This window comes from Nocardia sp. NPDC041819 (assembly GCF_055590505.1).
Window position 1 is genome coordinate 377,520 of the sequence record NZ_JBVJAP010000005.1, and the last position, 15,600, is coordinate 393,119.

Annotated in this window: 17 protein-coding genes; 4 read left to right on the forward strand and 13 right to left on the reverse strand. The window is 64.3% G+C overall.

The window, feature by feature from the left end; genetic code table 11:
• Nucleotides 1-214 precede the first annotated feature (214 nt).
• Genes ACZ6DL_RS18730 through ACZ6DL_RS18740 form a run of 3 tightly spaced genes read right to left on the reverse strand, consistent with a single transcriptional unit; the run spans nt 215 to nt 3,545 of the window.
• Nucleotides 215-1,801: an FAD-dependent oxidoreductase gene (locus ACZ6DL_RS18730; protein ID WP_466052605.1), complete on the reverse strand. Its 1,587-nt coding sequence runs from the start codon at nt 1,799-1,801 to the stop codon at nt 215-217.
• Nucleotides 1,798-2,694: an alpha/beta fold hydrolase gene (locus ACZ6DL_RS18735; protein ID WP_466052606.1), complete on the reverse strand. Its 897-nt coding sequence runs from the start codon at nt 2,692-2,694 to the stop codon at nt 1,798-1,800. The genes ACZ6DL_RS18730 and ACZ6DL_RS18735 overlap by 4 nt, the downstream gene beginning before the upstream one ends.
• Nucleotides 2,691-3,545: an alpha/beta fold hydrolase gene (locus tag ACZ6DL_RS18740; RefSeq protein ID WP_466052608.1), complete on the reverse strand. Its 855-nt coding sequence runs from the start codon at nt 3,543-3,545 to the stop codon at nt 2,691-2,693. Before ACZ6DL_RS18740 ends, ACZ6DL_RS18735 begins: the two co-directional genes overlap by 4 nt.
• Nucleotides 3,546-3,622: 77 nt before the next feature.
• Between ACZ6DL_RS18740 and ACZ6DL_RS18745 the strand changes: the two genes are divergently transcribed.
• The 4 genes from ACZ6DL_RS18745 to ACZ6DL_RS18760 all read left to right on the forward strand — a co-directional run bounded on the left by ACZ6DL_RS18745 (nt 3,623) and on the right by ACZ6DL_RS18760 (nt 5,903).
• Nucleotides 3,623-4,354 (forward strand): TetR/AcrR family transcriptional regulator C-terminal domain-containing protein, encoded by a 732-nt coding sequence (locus ACZ6DL_RS18745; protein ID WP_466052610.1) that lies wholly within the window; start codon nt 3,623-3,625, stop codon nt 4,352-4,354.
• A 141-nt stretch (nt 4,355-4,495) separates the two neighbouring features.
• Nucleotides 4,496-4,927 carry a type II toxin-antitoxin system Rv0910 family toxin gene (locus tag ACZ6DL_RS18750; RefSeq protein ID WP_466052611.1) on the forward strand — a complete coding sequence of 144 codons (432 nt, stop codon included), beginning with the start codon at nt 4,496-4,498 and terminating at the stop codon, nt 4,925-4,927.
• Nucleotides 4,928-5,004: 77 nt separating this feature from the next.
• The gene (locus ACZ6DL_RS18755; RefSeq protein WP_466052613.1) at nt 5,005-5,598 is read left to right on the forward strand and encodes an SDR family oxidoreductase; all 594 of its coding nucleotides are present in this window, start codon (nt 5,005-5,007) and stop codon (nt 5,596-5,598) included.
• Nucleotides 5,595-5,903: a hypothetical protein gene (locus ACZ6DL_RS18760; protein WP_466052615.1), complete on the forward strand. Its 309-nt coding sequence runs from the start codon at nt 5,595-5,597 to the stop codon at nt 5,901-5,903. Before ACZ6DL_RS18755 ends, ACZ6DL_RS18760 begins: the two co-directional genes overlap by 4 nt.
• Before the next feature lie 2 nt (nt 5,904-5,905).
• Here ACZ6DL_RS18760 and ACZ6DL_RS18765 read toward each other — a convergent pair whose 3' ends face one another.
• From ACZ6DL_RS18765 to ACZ6DL_RS18810, 10 genes are read right to left on the reverse strand one after another with little or no spacing between them, the layout of a single operon-like run.
• The gene (locus tag ACZ6DL_RS18765; RefSeq protein ID WP_466052617.1) at nt 5,906-6,523 is read right to left on the reverse strand and encodes a hypothetical protein; all 618 of its coding nucleotides are present in this window, start codon (nt 6,521-6,523) and stop codon (nt 5,906-5,908) included.
• A 38-nt stretch (nt 6,524-6,561) separates the two neighbouring features.
• Nucleotides 6,562-7,530 carry an MlaD family protein gene (locus tag ACZ6DL_RS18770; protein WP_466052619.1) on the reverse strand — a complete coding sequence of 323 codons (969 nt, stop codon included), beginning with the start codon at nt 7,528-7,530 and terminating at the stop codon, nt 6,562-6,564.
• The gene (locus ACZ6DL_RS18775) at nt 7,527-8,699 is read right to left on the reverse strand and encodes an MlaD family protein (RefSeq protein WP_466052621.1); all 1,173 of its coding nucleotides are present in this window, start codon (nt 8,697-8,699) and stop codon (nt 7,527-7,529) included. Before ACZ6DL_RS18775 ends, ACZ6DL_RS18770 begins: the two co-directional genes overlap by 4 nt.
• Complete coding sequence (locus tag ACZ6DL_RS18780; protein WP_466052622.1) at nt 8,624-9,697, reverse strand: MlaD family protein; 1,074 nt, start codon at nt 9,695-9,697, stop codon at nt 8,624-8,626. The genes ACZ6DL_RS18775 and ACZ6DL_RS18780 overlap by 76 nt, the downstream gene beginning before the upstream one ends.
• Before the next feature lie 29 nt (nt 9,698-9,726).
• Nucleotides 9,727-10,770, reverse strand: coding sequence for an MlaD family protein (locus ACZ6DL_RS18785; protein ID WP_466052623.1), 1,044 nt, complete (start codon nt 10,768-10,770; stop codon nt 9,727-9,729).
• Nucleotides 10,758-11,732 (reverse strand): MlaD family protein, encoded by a 975-nt coding sequence (locus ACZ6DL_RS18790; RefSeq protein ID WP_466052624.1) that lies wholly within the window; start codon nt 11,730-11,732, stop codon nt 10,758-10,760. Before ACZ6DL_RS18790 ends, ACZ6DL_RS18785 begins: the two co-directional genes overlap by 13 nt.
• Nucleotides 11,733-11,761: 29 nt before the next feature.
• The gene (locus tag ACZ6DL_RS18795) at nt 11,762-12,853 is read right to left on the reverse strand and encodes an MlaD family protein (protein ID WP_466052626.1); all 1,092 of its coding nucleotides are present in this window, start codon (nt 12,851-12,853) and stop codon (nt 11,762-11,764) included.
• 5 nt (nt 12,854-12,858) lie between these two features.
• Entirely contained in the window at nt 12,859-13,725 is an 867-nt protein-coding gene (locus tag ACZ6DL_RS18800; protein ID WP_466052627.1) for an ABC transporter permease, read from the reverse strand.
• Nucleotides 13,725-14,582: an MlaE family ABC transporter permease gene (locus ACZ6DL_RS18805; protein ID WP_466052629.1), complete on the reverse strand. Its 858-nt coding sequence runs from the start codon at nt 14,580-14,582 to the stop codon at nt 13,725-13,727. The genes ACZ6DL_RS18800 and ACZ6DL_RS18805 overlap by 1 nt, the downstream gene beginning before the upstream one ends.
• Nucleotides 14,583-14,588: 6 nt before the next feature.
• Nucleotides 14,589-15,290 (reverse strand): TetR/AcrR family transcriptional regulator, encoded by a 702-nt coding sequence (locus ACZ6DL_RS18810; protein ID WP_466052631.1) that lies wholly within the window; start codon nt 15,288-15,290, stop codon nt 14,589-14,591.
• Nucleotides 15,291-15,600 lie beyond the last annotated feature (310 nt).

The following is a 15,600-nucleotide window of genomic DNA, read 5'->3' on the forward strand; positions in this document are numbered from 1 at the left end:
CTCCCGCGCGAACGTTACGGCCGCCTCGTAGGAGGCAACGAAATGCAATGGTGAACCGATACCGAAATCGACCATCAGATGCCACATCAGCGCATTTCCAAACTGATAAAACGCCCTCAGCGGCGCTGCCGGCAGCCCGATCGTCTTCGAGCATTCGGTGTCCGAAGCTCGTCAGGTCGCAACGCAGCCGTTCCACGCAGGACGTTGTCGAGGTTCACCCTTTTCCCCCGACATCGGGTACGGCGGGGGCATCGAGCGCCGGGATCATCGCGGTGGCGTGTGCCAGGGTTACCCGCGCCATGTCGGTGGTGGCGATGGAGCCGATGTAGCCGTCGGGGCGGATCAACAGGAGTGTGGAATCGGCCACGCCATAGATCCGGGCAAAGGAATCGGTGATATCGACGAGCACGACGTCGGCGTCGACCTGCTCCCCGCCATTGATGGCGACCTTTTTCAGTCCCGCGCCCGCCGACGGCCACGTCAACGCGGCCAGCTCCTCGGCGGCCGTGGGACCATAGCCGATTGCGGTGAAATGTGGTCCGGAAAAGAGGTCGAACAGACGCTGCGCTCCCCCGGCCGCATCCAGCAGCTTCGCGTCCGGCGCCCGGTCGCCCACTCGTAGCGTTCCGGTTCGTTCGGCATCGGCCGTCACCAGTGGGCCGCCGCGGTAGTGCAGGCCGAGTTGGCGTTCGTCATCGCCGCGTTTGATCGATGACGGGTCGAGTTTGGCCAGGCCGTCGTACTTCTTGGTCGCCAACCCCAAGACCCCGGCCGCGATCGGTTGCCGCTCGGCCTCGTAGGTGTCGAGCAAGCTGTCCGGCGCACCGGCGAGCACCTGGCCCAGTTTCCAGCCCAGGTTGTAGGCATCCTGCAGACCGGTATTGAGTCCTTGCGCGCCCGCGGGGGGATGGACATGAGCGGCATCACCAGCGATGAATACCCGTCCCGACCGGTACCGGTCCGCCAGGCGAATGTTGGGGCGAAATACCGATGTCCAGCCGATGTTCGACAGGCGGAGGCGGCTGTCGCCGGTCTGTTTGCGGATGCGCGCGTTCAGGCTGTCCTTGTCGAGGGCGGGCTCCTCACCGGGTTGCAGACGGATCATCACCTGGAAGACATCGGAGTGCGGCAGCGGGCACGCACCGACGAACCGGCCGCTCGGACGCGGCCACACATGCCAGCGATCCCGGGAAAGACCGTCCACCACGGCGTCGACGATGATCATCCGATCGGATTCGTCCGTCGAGCCCTCGAAGCCGATGTCCGCTGCTTTGCGGACCGTGCTCGCCCCACCATCGGCGCCGACAAGGTAGCGGGCGCCGATCTCTTCGGCACCGTCGCGACCGGCGACCGTCGCAACGACCGCATCCCGATGTTGCTCGAATCCGACCAATTCACGTTTCGATTCGACGGTCACGCCCAGCCGCTGCAGTCCGGCGCGCAGCGCGGCATCGGTGCGGAATTGGGGAATCAACCACGTATTCGGGTGCGGCACATCGGATGTCAGCTCGTTCCGGGAGACCATATGCCACGGAATCGTCAGAGGGCCCGCATGGATGCCCAACAGGGGGTACTCTCCTCCGCCTGCGCGGATGTCCTCGAGGACGCCGAGATCCTCGAGCACTTCCAGGCTGCGCGGCTGGATTCCCTTGGCGCGTGAACCGTCGAACGACTTCGCGGCTTTGTCGATGATCCGCACCGCCAGGCCGCGTCGGGTCAGATCGATCGCCAGCGCAGTGCCGGTCGGCCCGCCGCCGACGACGAGGACGTCGATCAGTCGAGTGCTCGACTCTGTCTTCATCGTGACGACCCCTTCCTGGCAGCTTCGGCAAACGCGGTGAACAGCAGACCCACCCGGGTCGGCTCCTCGTAGGGGACCATGTGCCCGCAGGGCGAGACGATGTGCGCCTCGGCCGGCGCGAACAACGCGGACACCTCGTCGAAGCTCGTGATCGGGGTCACTTGATCTTCGTCGCCCCACAGCAACATCTTCGGAAACGGAAGCGTCCCGGTTCGCCGGTAGAGGTCCTGACGGCCACCCAGCGGAAAGTCGGCGATCGTGGCGGCCAAGGCGTAGATCGAGCCTTCGAACTGATAACACTCTCGCACCATCGCCGTGAGCGCCGCGGACTGCTGCGGATCCCGGACATTGTGGGACAGATGCCGGTCGAGCATTTTGCTACCCAGCTTCTTCGCCAGAAAGGTGCCCAGCACCTCCTGACGCAGCAAGGGGGCGAAGGCAGGGGTGGGCTGCAGGCCCGCGGGACCGGCCAACGTGAAGGTGGCGATCCGGTCGGTGTGGCGTTGAGCGAAAGCCATAGCCACCAACGCACCCATCGAAGCTCCGACGAGATGGAAAGGTTCGGTCAGATCCAGCCGCTGGGTCAGATCAGCGATTTGCCGCACGAACAGGGCCTCATCGTAGGTGGCCCGTACGCGATCGGAATAGCCGCGTCCGTACGGACTGTAGGCAACCGTGCGGAATCCGCGCGAATGCAGCTCACCGACGAGTTGGTCCCAGTAGAACAGCGGGGTGGTCAGACTACCCGCGAACACGACGACCTCGCCGCCCTCGGGGCCGGCTATCTCGTAATGCGTTATCCCATCACTGCATTCGATGAAGTCACCGCGCAACTCGGCACGTGTGACCTGGTCCAACTGGCGGGTCTCGCCGGGCACCACGAAGTACTTCATCGCTTTCCCTTCTCCGGCGAGTTCGCCTCGGCCGTCAGAAAGTTCAGTAGCGCGCTGGCAACCCAGTCCGGATCTTCGTCGGGGAGTAGGTGGCCACCGCTGGGGTGAATCCGTTCGAGGCTGCCGGGGATATCGCGCGTGAAATACTGTCCGTCGACGGACGCGCTGCGCAGCACCAGCGTCGGCGCTGCGATGGCCGGAATCTCGGCGGTGCGGTCGATCTGGTCGGTGTTGGCGAAGTCGATGAACGCCTCTTGGTTGCCGGGTCGGGTCAGCATCGCGTGCACCCGGTCGACCATCGCGTCATCCACCACCGACTTACGCGATCCCACCGCCGAGCGCAGATTGCGTTCGGTGGCCGAGCGAGACGCCAAATTCCGTACCAACACCCGACCGATCGGGTTACGCGCCAGGCGCAGCGCCAACGGCAACGACTTGCCCGGGTAACCGGTGGCATTGATCAACACCAGCCGATCCACCCGCTGCGGATAATCCAGCGTGAAGTTCCAGGCGATATTGCCACCGAGGGAATTGCCGACCACAGACGCCTCGGAGACCCCGATGGAGTCCAAGAACGCGCCGACCGTCTCGGCGTATGTCTGTATCCGGTAGTCCCGGTCGGCGCGCGGACCGGTGAGCCCGAAGCCGGGCAGATCCGGGCGAATCACATCGAACGACGACGACAACGCGGCGGCCACCTCATCGAAGCAGTGCAGCGAGGAACCGCTGCCGTGCAGTAGCAACACCGACGGCCCCGTCCCGGCCCGCTTGTAGTGGAGGTTACGGCCCTCGACGCTCGCGAAGCGCGAATCAGGGTCGATGTAGTCATCGGCGGCTGCTCGTCTACTCATAATGGTTACAGTGTTGCCGGTACATGACCGCAGGTCAAGTGATAACGGCAACAATGTGACCACTATATGATGATCACATGTCCAGACCGTCGATGCGCAACAATGCGAGTGTGACCACCGCCGATTCAGACGCCGTCGAGACCCCGGCTCGCCGCTCCCCCGGCCGCCCACGGGTGCCCTTCGACCGGATCGTGACGACCGCGCTGCGCATCATCGACGAGGAAGGCGCCGACGCGCTGTCGATGCGCACGCTCGCCCAACGCCTCGAAACGGGCACCGCCGTGCTCTACCGAGCAGTCGCCAACCGTGCCGAACTCATCGCCCACGTGGTCGACTCGGTCCTCGGCGAGATCGAAATCGACGAAAACGCGCCCGATGACGACTGGCAGCGCGCATGCATCGCCGCCGCAGAGGCCATCTTCGCGGTCCTGCACCGTCACCGAGGAATCGCACCTCTGATCATCGAGCAGGTGCCGATCGGACCCAATTCGCTCATGTTGCGCGAGCGAGTCTTGGCCCTGCTGCTCGCCAACGGCTTTCCCCCGAAGTCCGCGGCGCTTGTGTACGCCACCCTTGCCCGCTATGCCGTCGGCTTCGCCGCCCAGTTACAGGGCCACGACACCGAGGCCAACATCGACCCCGCCCCACTCACCGCGCTCTATCGCCAACTCGATCCGGCGCGATTCCCCGCCACGATCGCAGTCGCCGATTGCCTGCCGACGCAAACCCTGGAAAACGAATTCCACTTCGGCCTGCAGCTGCTCGTCGCGGGGCTCGTGCCGCTACACGACGCGGCGGACCCCACCTGATTCGTTCGGATGCCGCTGCTTTCGATCCATCTTGGCGCTCGGTTCTAATTCGGATACGCTGTAGCCGAATTAGATGCCCGGATTCCGCGCGGCGATAGCCGTCGTGCGCGAGATCGCGAGTGCCGAGAACAGGAGAATCGCATGCGTACCGTGCAAACCAGCGCCAGCTACCAGGCCAGTCCCGACGAGGTCTGGAAGGTCCTCGGCGATCCGTCGCGCTGGGGCGATTGGCTTGTGATTCACAAGTCGTGGAAGAGCGCCGTCCCAGCCCGGCTCGCCAGTGGCGACACCGCTACCGCAAGCGCGAGCGTGATGAACATGCCGGTCACCATCGACTGGACTTTCGAGAATGTCGACGCGCCGCGCTCGCTCGCCATGGGCGGAACCACAAGGGCAGGCGTCAAACTGGCACTCGCCATCAGCCTGCGAGGCGAGGCCGAGACCACCACGGTCGAGGTAACAGCCAGTATCGACGGCGGGATGATCGACGGCCCCATGGGCGGGGTCTTCAAGAACTCGCTCGTCGGCGCCCTGGACAAATCACTGAAAAAGGCTCAGGGGCTCGTCGCCTGATATCTGTCAGCCGCACCGCGCGCCGTTCATGGCCCGCGGCTCGGTACAGATTCGGTCATACCGGAAAGGTGGTTCGATTGAACGAGCCAAGGAAAACCATCGCCACGATCGGGTGTTCAGGCCAAGTGGCGGAAGTCTTCGTACGCGGCCTGCTAGCCCAAGGAGTCTCGGTCCGCCTCCTCGCCCGCGACGCCGATACGCTCGCGCGTCGCTATCCCGAAGCGACGATCGTCGCCGGCAGCATGATGAACGCGGACGACGTCGCGCGGGCAGCCGACGGCGCGGACGCGGCATTCTTCTTGACACCGATCACGCGGCAGAATGACCCCTCAACCGAGTTCCAGGCCGCGAACGCTGTGATCGCCGGCGCCAAGGCCGCCGAGCTGAAGCACCTGATCTACACTTCCGCGCTGGGAGCAGGCCGGAACACCGGCGTCGGTGTTCTCGACGCCAAGTTCGAGGTCGAACGCTTGTTGGCGTCGAGTGGCATCGGCTACAGCGTGCTGCGATGCGGATCATATATGGAAGATGTTTTCGACCCGCGACTGGATTTGCTCAACAAGGGCAGGTTCTTGTTGCCTATCGACAAGTCGCGCCACATCAGCTACGTGAGTCAAAAAGACGTGGCCCGTTCATCGTGCAAGAGTTGGTCTGCAAGGATCGTGTGGTGAATGGGGATATCGACTTCGTCGCACCACGAAGTTACGCCGTGCACGAGGTCGAGCAATTGCTGACGAGAGCGGCTGGCCGCACGGTCAAAGCGCCGCCGCGGTTCCCCACCTACTACCTTTTCCTGGCCGCTCTTCCCTATTTCCGCTGGCGTGGACACCGACTCTCATCGATCATTCCCCTGGCTCGTTACTGGGACAGCCACGGCTCCGTCGCATCGGAGAATACGGTCGGAGCCTATGCGCCGTCGTTCCGTATGACGACCCTCGAAGAGCATCTCACCGGCCTCTTCCAGCAGCGGAAATAGCCTCATTTCAGCGGTAGAGCGCCGTCCATACCGCCGACATCGGTAATCTTCCATCCCGCACCCGAATCGACGGTGACGTTATACGTCACCGTCGTTTGGCCTCCGTCGGGAGTCTGGGCGTTGGTGGAGTTGACATTCAAGAAGACGTTCACCTTGTATACGCCGCCGGTCTCCGAGGTGACCACGGCGCTGACCGGTGTTGCGGTCGAGGACCATTTCAACGGCACCAAGATTTCCCGCAGTTTCGGTGCGGTGGCATCGAATTTATTCGCCAGCTGCGGGCTGGTATTCGCCTTGAGCTTGGCGATCCACGCGTTGTAGTCCTGAAAGTTGATGGTGGAGGCGCCGACCGCGTAATCCGTGGCGACTTGCTCGGCACGGCGGTCGGTGGCGGCGGCGGCGTCGCGGTCGCGGAGCTGACCGCGAGCCGAAAGCCACAGCGCGGCGAATACGCCCGTTGCCGCCACCAGAGCGATGATCGCGGCTCCGAGTGCGATGGCGGACAGTCGTATCGACACCGTCCCCGCTGCGCGCCCGGTCGGTACGGAGTTGTCCTCAGCCCGTGCCGGCCGGTCAGTTGTCGTTTCTTCGTCGATTCGTTCGTTGGCATCGATGGTCATGTGTGCTCCTGGGGTGTTGTTTTCGATCTGTTCGCCGGTTATTTGACATTGATCTGCAAACGCAAGGCGCCGTCCCCGGTTTCGGCGAGTGCTTGCGATATCAGCGCGCCGAGGTCGACGCGACTCAGCTGCCCGGCGGCATGCGTGGTCAATGGAGTGAGCACCGGCACCAGCTTCGCCATGTCGGGACCCATCTGCTCGAGGTAGTCGGTCAATTCGGCGGAGAACGGGATGAGGCCGGTATCTTGGACATACATGTCCGGCGTCCGTCCGATCCGGACGAGTCTCTCGATGGATTGCGCGAGGTTGTCCGCCGATGTTCCGACCTGGTCCCAGCCCGGTGCGGCAGCGCTCATCGCCGGGCCGGTCCAATCCATATCCGCGCCCAACGCCTGCAGGTCGATGAGCATGCTGTGTATGGCGTCGGTGCGGGACAGCAGGGTGGCGGCGAGCAGGCTGGTGGATCGAGCCAGCTGCGGCACGATCACTTCGGTACCCGCCAATCCTCGGGTGAAGGTATCGACGAGGTCACCGATCGCCTGCGGGTCCAGCTGTTCCATCAGATGGGTCACCTGCCGGGCCACCTCGGGTATCGAGGTCGGCGTCCGGATGGCCCGAGTGTCGATGTGTTGTCCGTCGCGCAGATACGGGGCGGCCGCGTCCTTTACGGGCGTGAATTGGACCTGTGGTTCGCCTAGCGCGGAGAGGTTTTCGATGCTGACCGTGCTTGCCACCGGGATGTGGTAATCGTCGCGCACTCGCATGCTGACCTGGACGCCGCCGTCGCCGTGGCGCACGGACACGACCTTCCCCACGCGAACCCCGGACAGCAATACCGGTGATTGCGGACCGAGGCTGCCCGAATTGGTCAGTGTCATCGTCAGTTTGGAAAAGCTGGTAAACCAGTCGACGCCGACCACGTCGAAGGTGAGGTAGGCGAGAGCGAGCAGTGCTACCGCGGCGATGCTGCTCAATGACAGTGCGGGACCGAGGATTCGTGATTTCAACGCACTGCTCCGATCATGCGCAAGGTATCGATGATCCGACTGGTTTGTTCCTGCGCGGGGACGCCATTTCCGGTGTCGACACCGGTGATGTCCACCTTGGGCCCGTGCTCGACGAACGGAATGATCTGGTCCCGAAGCAGTGACACGAGTCGGTTGAGGTTCGATGGCGCGTTCAGGTCCAGTGGCCGATCGGTGAACAACAATGGCACGAAAGCTTTCGCCGCGGCGTCGCCCGCCGTCACCAGCGGCGTCATCCAGGTCAGGGCGTGGGCGATGTCGCCCATCGCACCGGCCAGCCCGAGCACGAGGATCAGGGATTTCAGCGCCGAGGTGACATGTGTGGCGCCCTGCTCATTCAGCAGCCCGCTCAGTGCTCGATCGCGGTCGAGCACCATGGCCACATTGGCTTCCATACCGTCGAGGAAGTTGTCGACCTCGCCGAGATGCCGTGCGACATCGGTGAAGTCCGCGCCGATGACCTGCGCGATATGCGCGCTGTCGGCAGGCTGTTCGGGCAATACCGCGTTCATGCGATTCACCAGGTCCTGTAACTGCTGCACCGCACCGCCCTGAACGAATGTCGCCAGGCCGGCCATGACGTCTTCCACCTGTACGGCTGGTTTCGTCTGTGCGATCGGGATGGTGCCGCCGTCGGCGATGGTTTTGTCGAACCCGTTCGGCGGTGTGGTCAACTCGATGAAAACATCACCCAACAGGGTGTTCTGCCGCAGTTGTGCGATGGTGGCAGTGGGCAGTTTCACCGCGCGATCGATATCGATATCCGCGATCACATGGCCTGCGGCGGTGGCCGCGGGATCCACTACGCGCACTTTCGCGAGGTCGCCGACCTGTACGCCGTTGGCCATCACCTTCGCCCGCCCCGGCAGGTTGAGCGCGTTGGCGAACTCGACATGCACCCGGTAACCGTCGCCACGGCCCATGCCCGGGACCGTAATGGCCGACGGATCGAGTGCGCAGCCTCCCAGCGCGCATCCCGTCACCGCGAGCGCGAGCAGCTTCGTCGTGAGTTTCATCGCACCCCAGTGCCTTCCGCGGCTGCGGAGCGCAGTTTTCGACAGCGGCAACCCGGTCCTCATTTCGTTCCCGCGATGGCCAGTATCAGCGAAACCAGATCGACATCGGCCAAACCGTGCTCCGCGCTGCGACACCGGCCGGGAACAGCGACGTTGATCGCCGCACACAGCTGATCGGCATCCGGTTGGGCGAGAGCCACTTTGGGGGCGGCGTAGGCGAGTGCGACCTGTCCGGTGCCGGGATCGACCGACCTTCGGAAGGCGTCGGTCAGCGTCGGAATCATGTCGACCAACTGCTCGAGTGTGCCGACATTCGCGCCGACCCAGCGGACCATCGGCACGCTCGCCCGCACGAGGTTCAGCAGCGGCCGCCCGAATTTCGTGGTGATGTCGTTGAACCAGGGCAGCAGTACCCGCAGCGCGTCGATGATCCCGACGAACGGCGCGATGACCTCGTTGTTGGCTTGGTCCAACATGCCGGCCAGGCGGGTGAGCATATGTTCGAGATCGCCCCAGTTGTTCTTCATCGCCGCGGCGAGTGTGTTGATCGCATCGATCAGCTCACCGATGCGTCCGATCGCGGCGTCCGGTGATTTCAGTGCGTCACCGAGCGTGAACAGCAACTCGTTGAGTGCGGGGCCGGTGCCCGACACGGCGGCATCCAGGGCCGAAACACCGCCGCTGACCGTGCCCTGTCGGGCCGGGTCGTCCGGAGCGCTCATCTCGGTCGCGAGTTTCGACAGGGCGTCCAGCGTCTGGGTCATGCTCTTGGGAGTGAGTGCGCGGGTGATGCATCGACCGGAGTCCCACTTCGGCGCGGGTTTCGGTGCCGACAGCATCGCGAGGTTACGGTCGGCGACCAGTGTGTCGGACAGGGTCACCGCTGAAACGTCCCCGCGCAGCGGGTGGTCGGACTCGACTCGGAAGTCGACCCGCACTCCGTCACCGGACGGTTCGATCCGGGTCACCGAGCCGACCGGGATGCCGAGCATGGTGACGTGGCTGCCCAGGTAGAGCCCCGCCGCGTCCGGCATCATCGCGCAGTACGAGCGCATCGGCTTGTCGGCACCGGTCAGCACGACGTACCCGGCGGCCGCGAGCACGACGATGACCAGGACGGCCGAAACCGACATGAATCCGCGGGAAGCTAGGAATCGGCGCATCAGCACGACCTCCCCGGCACCGGAACGCACAGTGCGGGCGCGGGCACAGTTGTCGCGGATCGGTCTATGGCGGGACCATTCGGTCCACCGGCGATCTGCTGCAGCTGCTGCCCAAGGTGCTCGACGGTGGCCACGACTTGGTCGAGTCGGCCGGTGAGCCTCTCCAGCTCGGGGACCACCTCGCCGAGTTTGTCGAGCATGGGTTTCAGCGAGCTGTCGAAAGCCGGTTCGGCCGCCGCGAGGCGCGACAGCATCCGTTCGAGCAGATCCAACGACGCGTGTAACTCGGCCCGCTTGCCGACGAGGATGTCGGTAGTGAGGTTGAGTTCGCGATCGAGTCGACCGTACAGCGCGGTGTTGCCGCTGATCGCAGACAAATACTCCTGCGAAACCGCCAGTGCCCGTGAGACGTCCGCATTCTGTCTGTCGAGGATATCGACGACGGAATCCACCGCACGTCCCAGTTGTCGCAGGCCGTCCGGGCTCCGGACGAGTGCCGTCTGCAGCTCGCCGAGATTCTGGCGCAGGGTTTCACCATCGACATCGCGGACCGGGGTCACCGCGTCCTGGAACGCCTGACCGAGAGTGTATGGCAGGCGCACTCGATCTTTCGCGATCACTTTGTGGCGCAGCGGTTTCGAACCGGCCGATGTCAGTGCCACATAGTGTCCGCCCGCGATGGTGAGCATGCGGATGTCGAGGGTGGACTGATCGCCGACGAAGACATCGGAATCCACCGTGAAGGTCATGTGCACCCGATCGTCGTACAGTTCCAGCGATTTGACCGTTCCGACCGTGATGCCCGCCATGCGTATGTCCTCACCGGCGCGGATGGCTCCGGCCTCGGTCATATCGGCGCCGTATTCCGCCCGGCCCGGTGGCATCGCGTACAGGACGCCACAGGCAGCCAGTACCAGCACCACTGCGGCCGCGCCGATCAGACCCAGCCGCAGCTCACGGCGGCGCACCGATCGGTCATCGGCGACGGGGCGATCGCCGGCGAGGCGAATCCGTTTGCGGAGTCCTGAAATCAACGGTTGCATAGCTCGATCCTCTGACCGCCGATGAACACCCGCAGCTGCGCTGGCACCGGCGCATTTCCTTTCGAACAGGTCCCGTCCATTTCGGGTCCGGCCGCAGGCAACGTCGCATCGAGCGCTTGCAGGAGTCCGGGGAGTTTGCCCAATACTTCGGTGGCCGCCTGCGGATCGGGAAACGCGGCGTGCAGGGCATTTTCGAGGTCGGGATTGGTGTCGGGGGTAAATCCCAGGGTCGCGAGCATATCGTCGATGGGGCCCAGCACCGGCGGTGCGGCAAGGGCGAAGTCGACAAGACCTTTCAATTTGTCCTCCAGCACGGTGAACAGGTCGGTCAGCCCCAGGATCAGAGTTTCCAGATACGGCGACTTACCGCCGACCCGGTCGTCGATGGCATGCAGGTTGCGGACCAGCGTGGAGATCACGACCTGCCGATCGACGGCATAGCGGCTCAGCTGTTCCACCGCGTCCAGCGCCGGTCCCAGGCCGGTGCCGTTGCCCTGGATCAACGCGAGGACGCTTTCGGCGAGTTGGTTGAGGGCACTGGGCGAGAATTCCCGAAGTACCGGTTGCAGCCCATTGAACAGGGTGGTGATGTCGAAGGACGGGATCGTGTGCTCGGGCGCGACGGTCGCGCCTGCCGCCAGTCTCTCCCCCGGCGCGGCGGGTTGACGTAGGTCGATATACCGCTGGCCGGTCAGCGTCTGGTAGCGGATCGCGAAGGTGCTCGTCTCGAACACCGGGTGGTCGCGTTGCACGCTCACACCCACCGAGGCTCGTCCCTCATCCAACGCGATGGTCAGTACCTTGCCGACTTGCACGCCGTACATCCGCACATCGTCGCCGGCCTTCAAACCATTGGCGTCGGTGAAAATCACGCGGAACGAGTCGGTGTTCCCGGAGACCGGCCGCTGGATCGCCGCCACCACCGTGGCCAACAGCACCGCCATCACCGCCGCGAATGCCACGAGCCGCAAAACGACGCCGACAGTCGATTTCATCGTGTACCTCCCGGAATCGCGGCGGGATCGCCCGGTGCAGGCGTAGCGACATCGACTCCCTTGCCCACTGCGCCGAGCAGTGGGGCGGCCAGCACCGGAAACCCACGCAAGGTGAGCTCGAGTCGCAGAACCGGGCCCTCGGGGGTGGCGACGAACGAATTATCGATGCGTTGCAACAGGGATCGCAGTTCCGCGCTCGACCGCTGTGGAGTGGGCACCATCTGAGCTGTGACGTTCAGCAACGGTGTCAGCATGTCGCTGTAGCCGGTGTAGTGCCGCTGCCCGGTGTAACCCAGGTTCGTGATCGCGGGGAACAGCTTGCCGGCGATCATATCGACTCCGGAGTCGAATAGCGGCTGGTCGGTGCGCAGGACTTCGATGTTGTTGATGTGGTCGAGCAGAGCGACAGTGGCACCGGCGAATTCGGCCGTTCCATGCAGTGTGGAGGCATACTGCCCGATCAGAAAGGACGGATCGTAGCGCTGGGTTTCGGCGACCGCACGGCTCAGCATCACGACGGCTTCCAAGATCGGGGTGAAGGCCTTGGCATCGGTGGCCAGAGCGGTCAGCACATCGGCCAGCTGTGGCGTCAGTACCCGGTCGGTCGTTTGCCCCAGCGACCGAATCAGGTTGCCCATCGTGGCATTCGAGACCCGAGACGCCGACGCGCCGGTGAGATCGACGGTTCCGCCCTCGTGTAACGGGACACCGCCCTGGCCGCGGCGCAACTCGACCTCGCTGATGCCGAACAGGTTCGACGGCGCATAGTCGAGGACGAGTGCGTCGGTGAGTCCGGTTAGCTGGGACTTATCCAACCGCAGCGTGATCTGCTGCTGCCCCGCCCCGGCACTTTCGATGCCGGTGACTTCGCCGATATTCACCCCGTCCAGCCGCACTCGCGCGCCGGTGACGATGCCGTCGCCGATCTGCTCGGTGCGCAGCGTTACCCGCATTCGATCATCCGCGCGCACCGCCTGACCCCCGGCCCAGACCGCGGCCACGACCGCGACGACTGCGAGGGCGATCACGCCCGTCCGCCGTGCGGACTTCCCGGTGGTGGCCGCCCCCGGCAACCCATACGTTGGCATTCTCGCTACCCCGTGAATGTGATCGTCGCGCTGAAACCCCAGATGACCAGGCTCAACAGCATGTCCAAAGTGATGATCGCGACGAAACTGGCTCGCACCGCACGTCCGGAGGCGATACCGACGCCCTCCGGTCCACCGGTCGCGAAAAACCCCTGATAGCAATGGATCAGGATTACCGCGATGCCGAAAACCATCACCTTCAGTACGGCAGCGGCGATATCGGGACCGCTGACGAATTGGCTGAAGTAGTGCTGGTAGACCCCCGACGCCTGGTCGTGGACCCCGACGACGACCAAGGCGCAGGACACATAGCTGAGGATCAGTGTGATCAGGAAGGTGGGCACGATCGCGACCACGCCGGCGATCACCCGGGTGGTCACCACGAACGGAATCGACCGCAGACCCAGACATTCGATCGCGTCGATTTCCTCGGAGATGCGCATCGACCCGATCTCCGCGGTCATCCGGCATCCGGCCTGCGCCGCGAATCCGATACCCGCGATGATCGGCGCGAGCTCCCGAGTGCTCGCGAACGACGAGACGATCCCGGTCAGCGGGCCGAGCCCGATCATGTTCAACGTGCCGTACGACTGGATACCCACGGCCGCGCCGAGCACCATACCCAGCACGATCAGCATCGGCACCGTGCCGCCGCCGACGATCAGCGAGCCTCTCCCCCAGGACGTTTCGCTGATGGCGCGAATGGTTTGGGTCCGATAGTGCTTGAGCGTCGACGGGATCGCCGACAGCACCTGCCAGCAGAACGACAACATGAACCCGATCGAGTCGATCGGCAGCAGCAGCTGTTGCCGTCGGCGGATCACCCGATACGCCCAGCGCAGTCCTTTCGGCGCGTACGGCGTCGCGGTCATCAGGCCATCCTCGTCGGTACGAACATCTGAACCAATTGGCTGACAACGAGATTGACGACAAGCACGGACACCACCGACAGCACCACCGAGGCATTCACGCCATCGGCCACGCCGCGGGGCCCGCCCCTGGCCTCCAGCCCCCGCTGACAGCCGATGACCGCCACGATGAACCCGAAAAGGATCGCCTCCAGCAGCGAGATCCCCACATCGGTGACCGTGGTGAAGGAACCGAAAGTCGCCCAATAGCTTCCCGAGGTCACGCCCTGCGCGCTGATCGCGACGATGTAGCCCGCGGCCACACCGGTGAAGATGATCAGCACGTTCAACAGCGGTGCGACCAGCACCATCGCGGTAATGCGCGGAATCACCAGGCGGCGGACCGGACTCACGCCCATGACCCGCAGCGCGTCCACTTCCTCGCGGATCGTGCGTGCGCCCAGGTCCGCGGCGATCGCCGCGGCGCCGGCACCGCCGAGTAGCAGTCCCGTCGCGATCGGGGCGCCCTGTTTGATGACTCCGAGCCCGCTCGCCGCCCCCAGCAGCGAGTCACCGCCCAATTCTCGGATCATGTTGCCGATCTGTACCGAGACGATCACACCGAACGGAACCGCCATCAGGATCGCGGGCAATGCCGTGACCGTGACCATGTACCACGCTTGATGCAGCATCTCTCGCCACTGGAATCGGCCACGTACCAGATCGAACAGCCCCTCCCGGACGGACTCGATCGCGAGATCGACCGTCCGTCCCCAGGTGCGTAGACCCGATACGGCGGTATCGGAGAAGTTTGCTCGCACGATTCGCAGCGCGGATGGATCTTTGCGCTGTTCGATCGACACGTTTGGTGCCAGAGTCAAAACAATCTATCTTTCGCTCGGGATGCTCTCGCATACCGGATGTCCCAGGGTGAAGAGCACCTGCTGGGCGAGGGTCTCGATCCACTCGGCTGTCAGAGCGGCCGGATCACGCCGCGAAGTTCGCAGGATCGCCAAAACGACCCCGCATGTCAGATCCAGAGCGGCTCCCACATCGTGGACGTGGAAGCACCCCGCCGACAGCCCGGCTCGAATGCCGGACGATAGGCGTGAGCGGATATCGGGGTTATCGAGAATCCGGTATCGCGCGGCGAGGACGATCGCGGCGGCGTCGGGATCGGCGAGGCCGAGCGCACCGAGCGCCCGCACCTGCGCTCGGACGACCTCGACCGGCTCATCGATGCCCGAGGCCGCGTTGTCCAGGATTCGGGCAAGGTCCTCGACCACCTCGGCGATAACCAGGTCGAGCAATTCATCTTTGCCACCGAAGTGGTTGTAGAAGGATCCGGTCGCGACACCGGCGTGACGGGCCAGATCGGCGATACCGAGCCGCGCGGCCCGGCCGCTACCCAATGCCTGACGGCCTGCTTGGATCAGCGCGGCGCGTGTGCGCCGCGCGCTTCGCGCCCGAGCGTTCACCGCGTCGGCATCCTGTGACTCCAGCACCCCCTCGGAGCTGCCGTGGACACGCTGGTCACGAAGAGCGGATTCCGGGTCGATCTGATCCTCGACAGTAGCTCGTCCACTCATAATGGATACAGTGTGACCGCTATAACGACAGACGTCAACAGGTTTCAGCAACATTGTTGCCGTTATTTTGCCGCGACTCTTCGGCTACGGCGTAGCCGAATTAACTAACAGGTAGAACAACTATCTGCACGTGAATCCAGTTCGGGGCCGCCCCGCTCGGCCGCATCGCGGGACCGCCCCCCGATGGCGTGCACAGCCTCGCGGCAGTGGGTTACTGATCCGGCGTGGCGTCGATGGATATGTCGTCACCAGTGATCCGCTCTCGACAGCGCGGACCGTCCCACGGCACCGACACCATGCCCAAACCCGG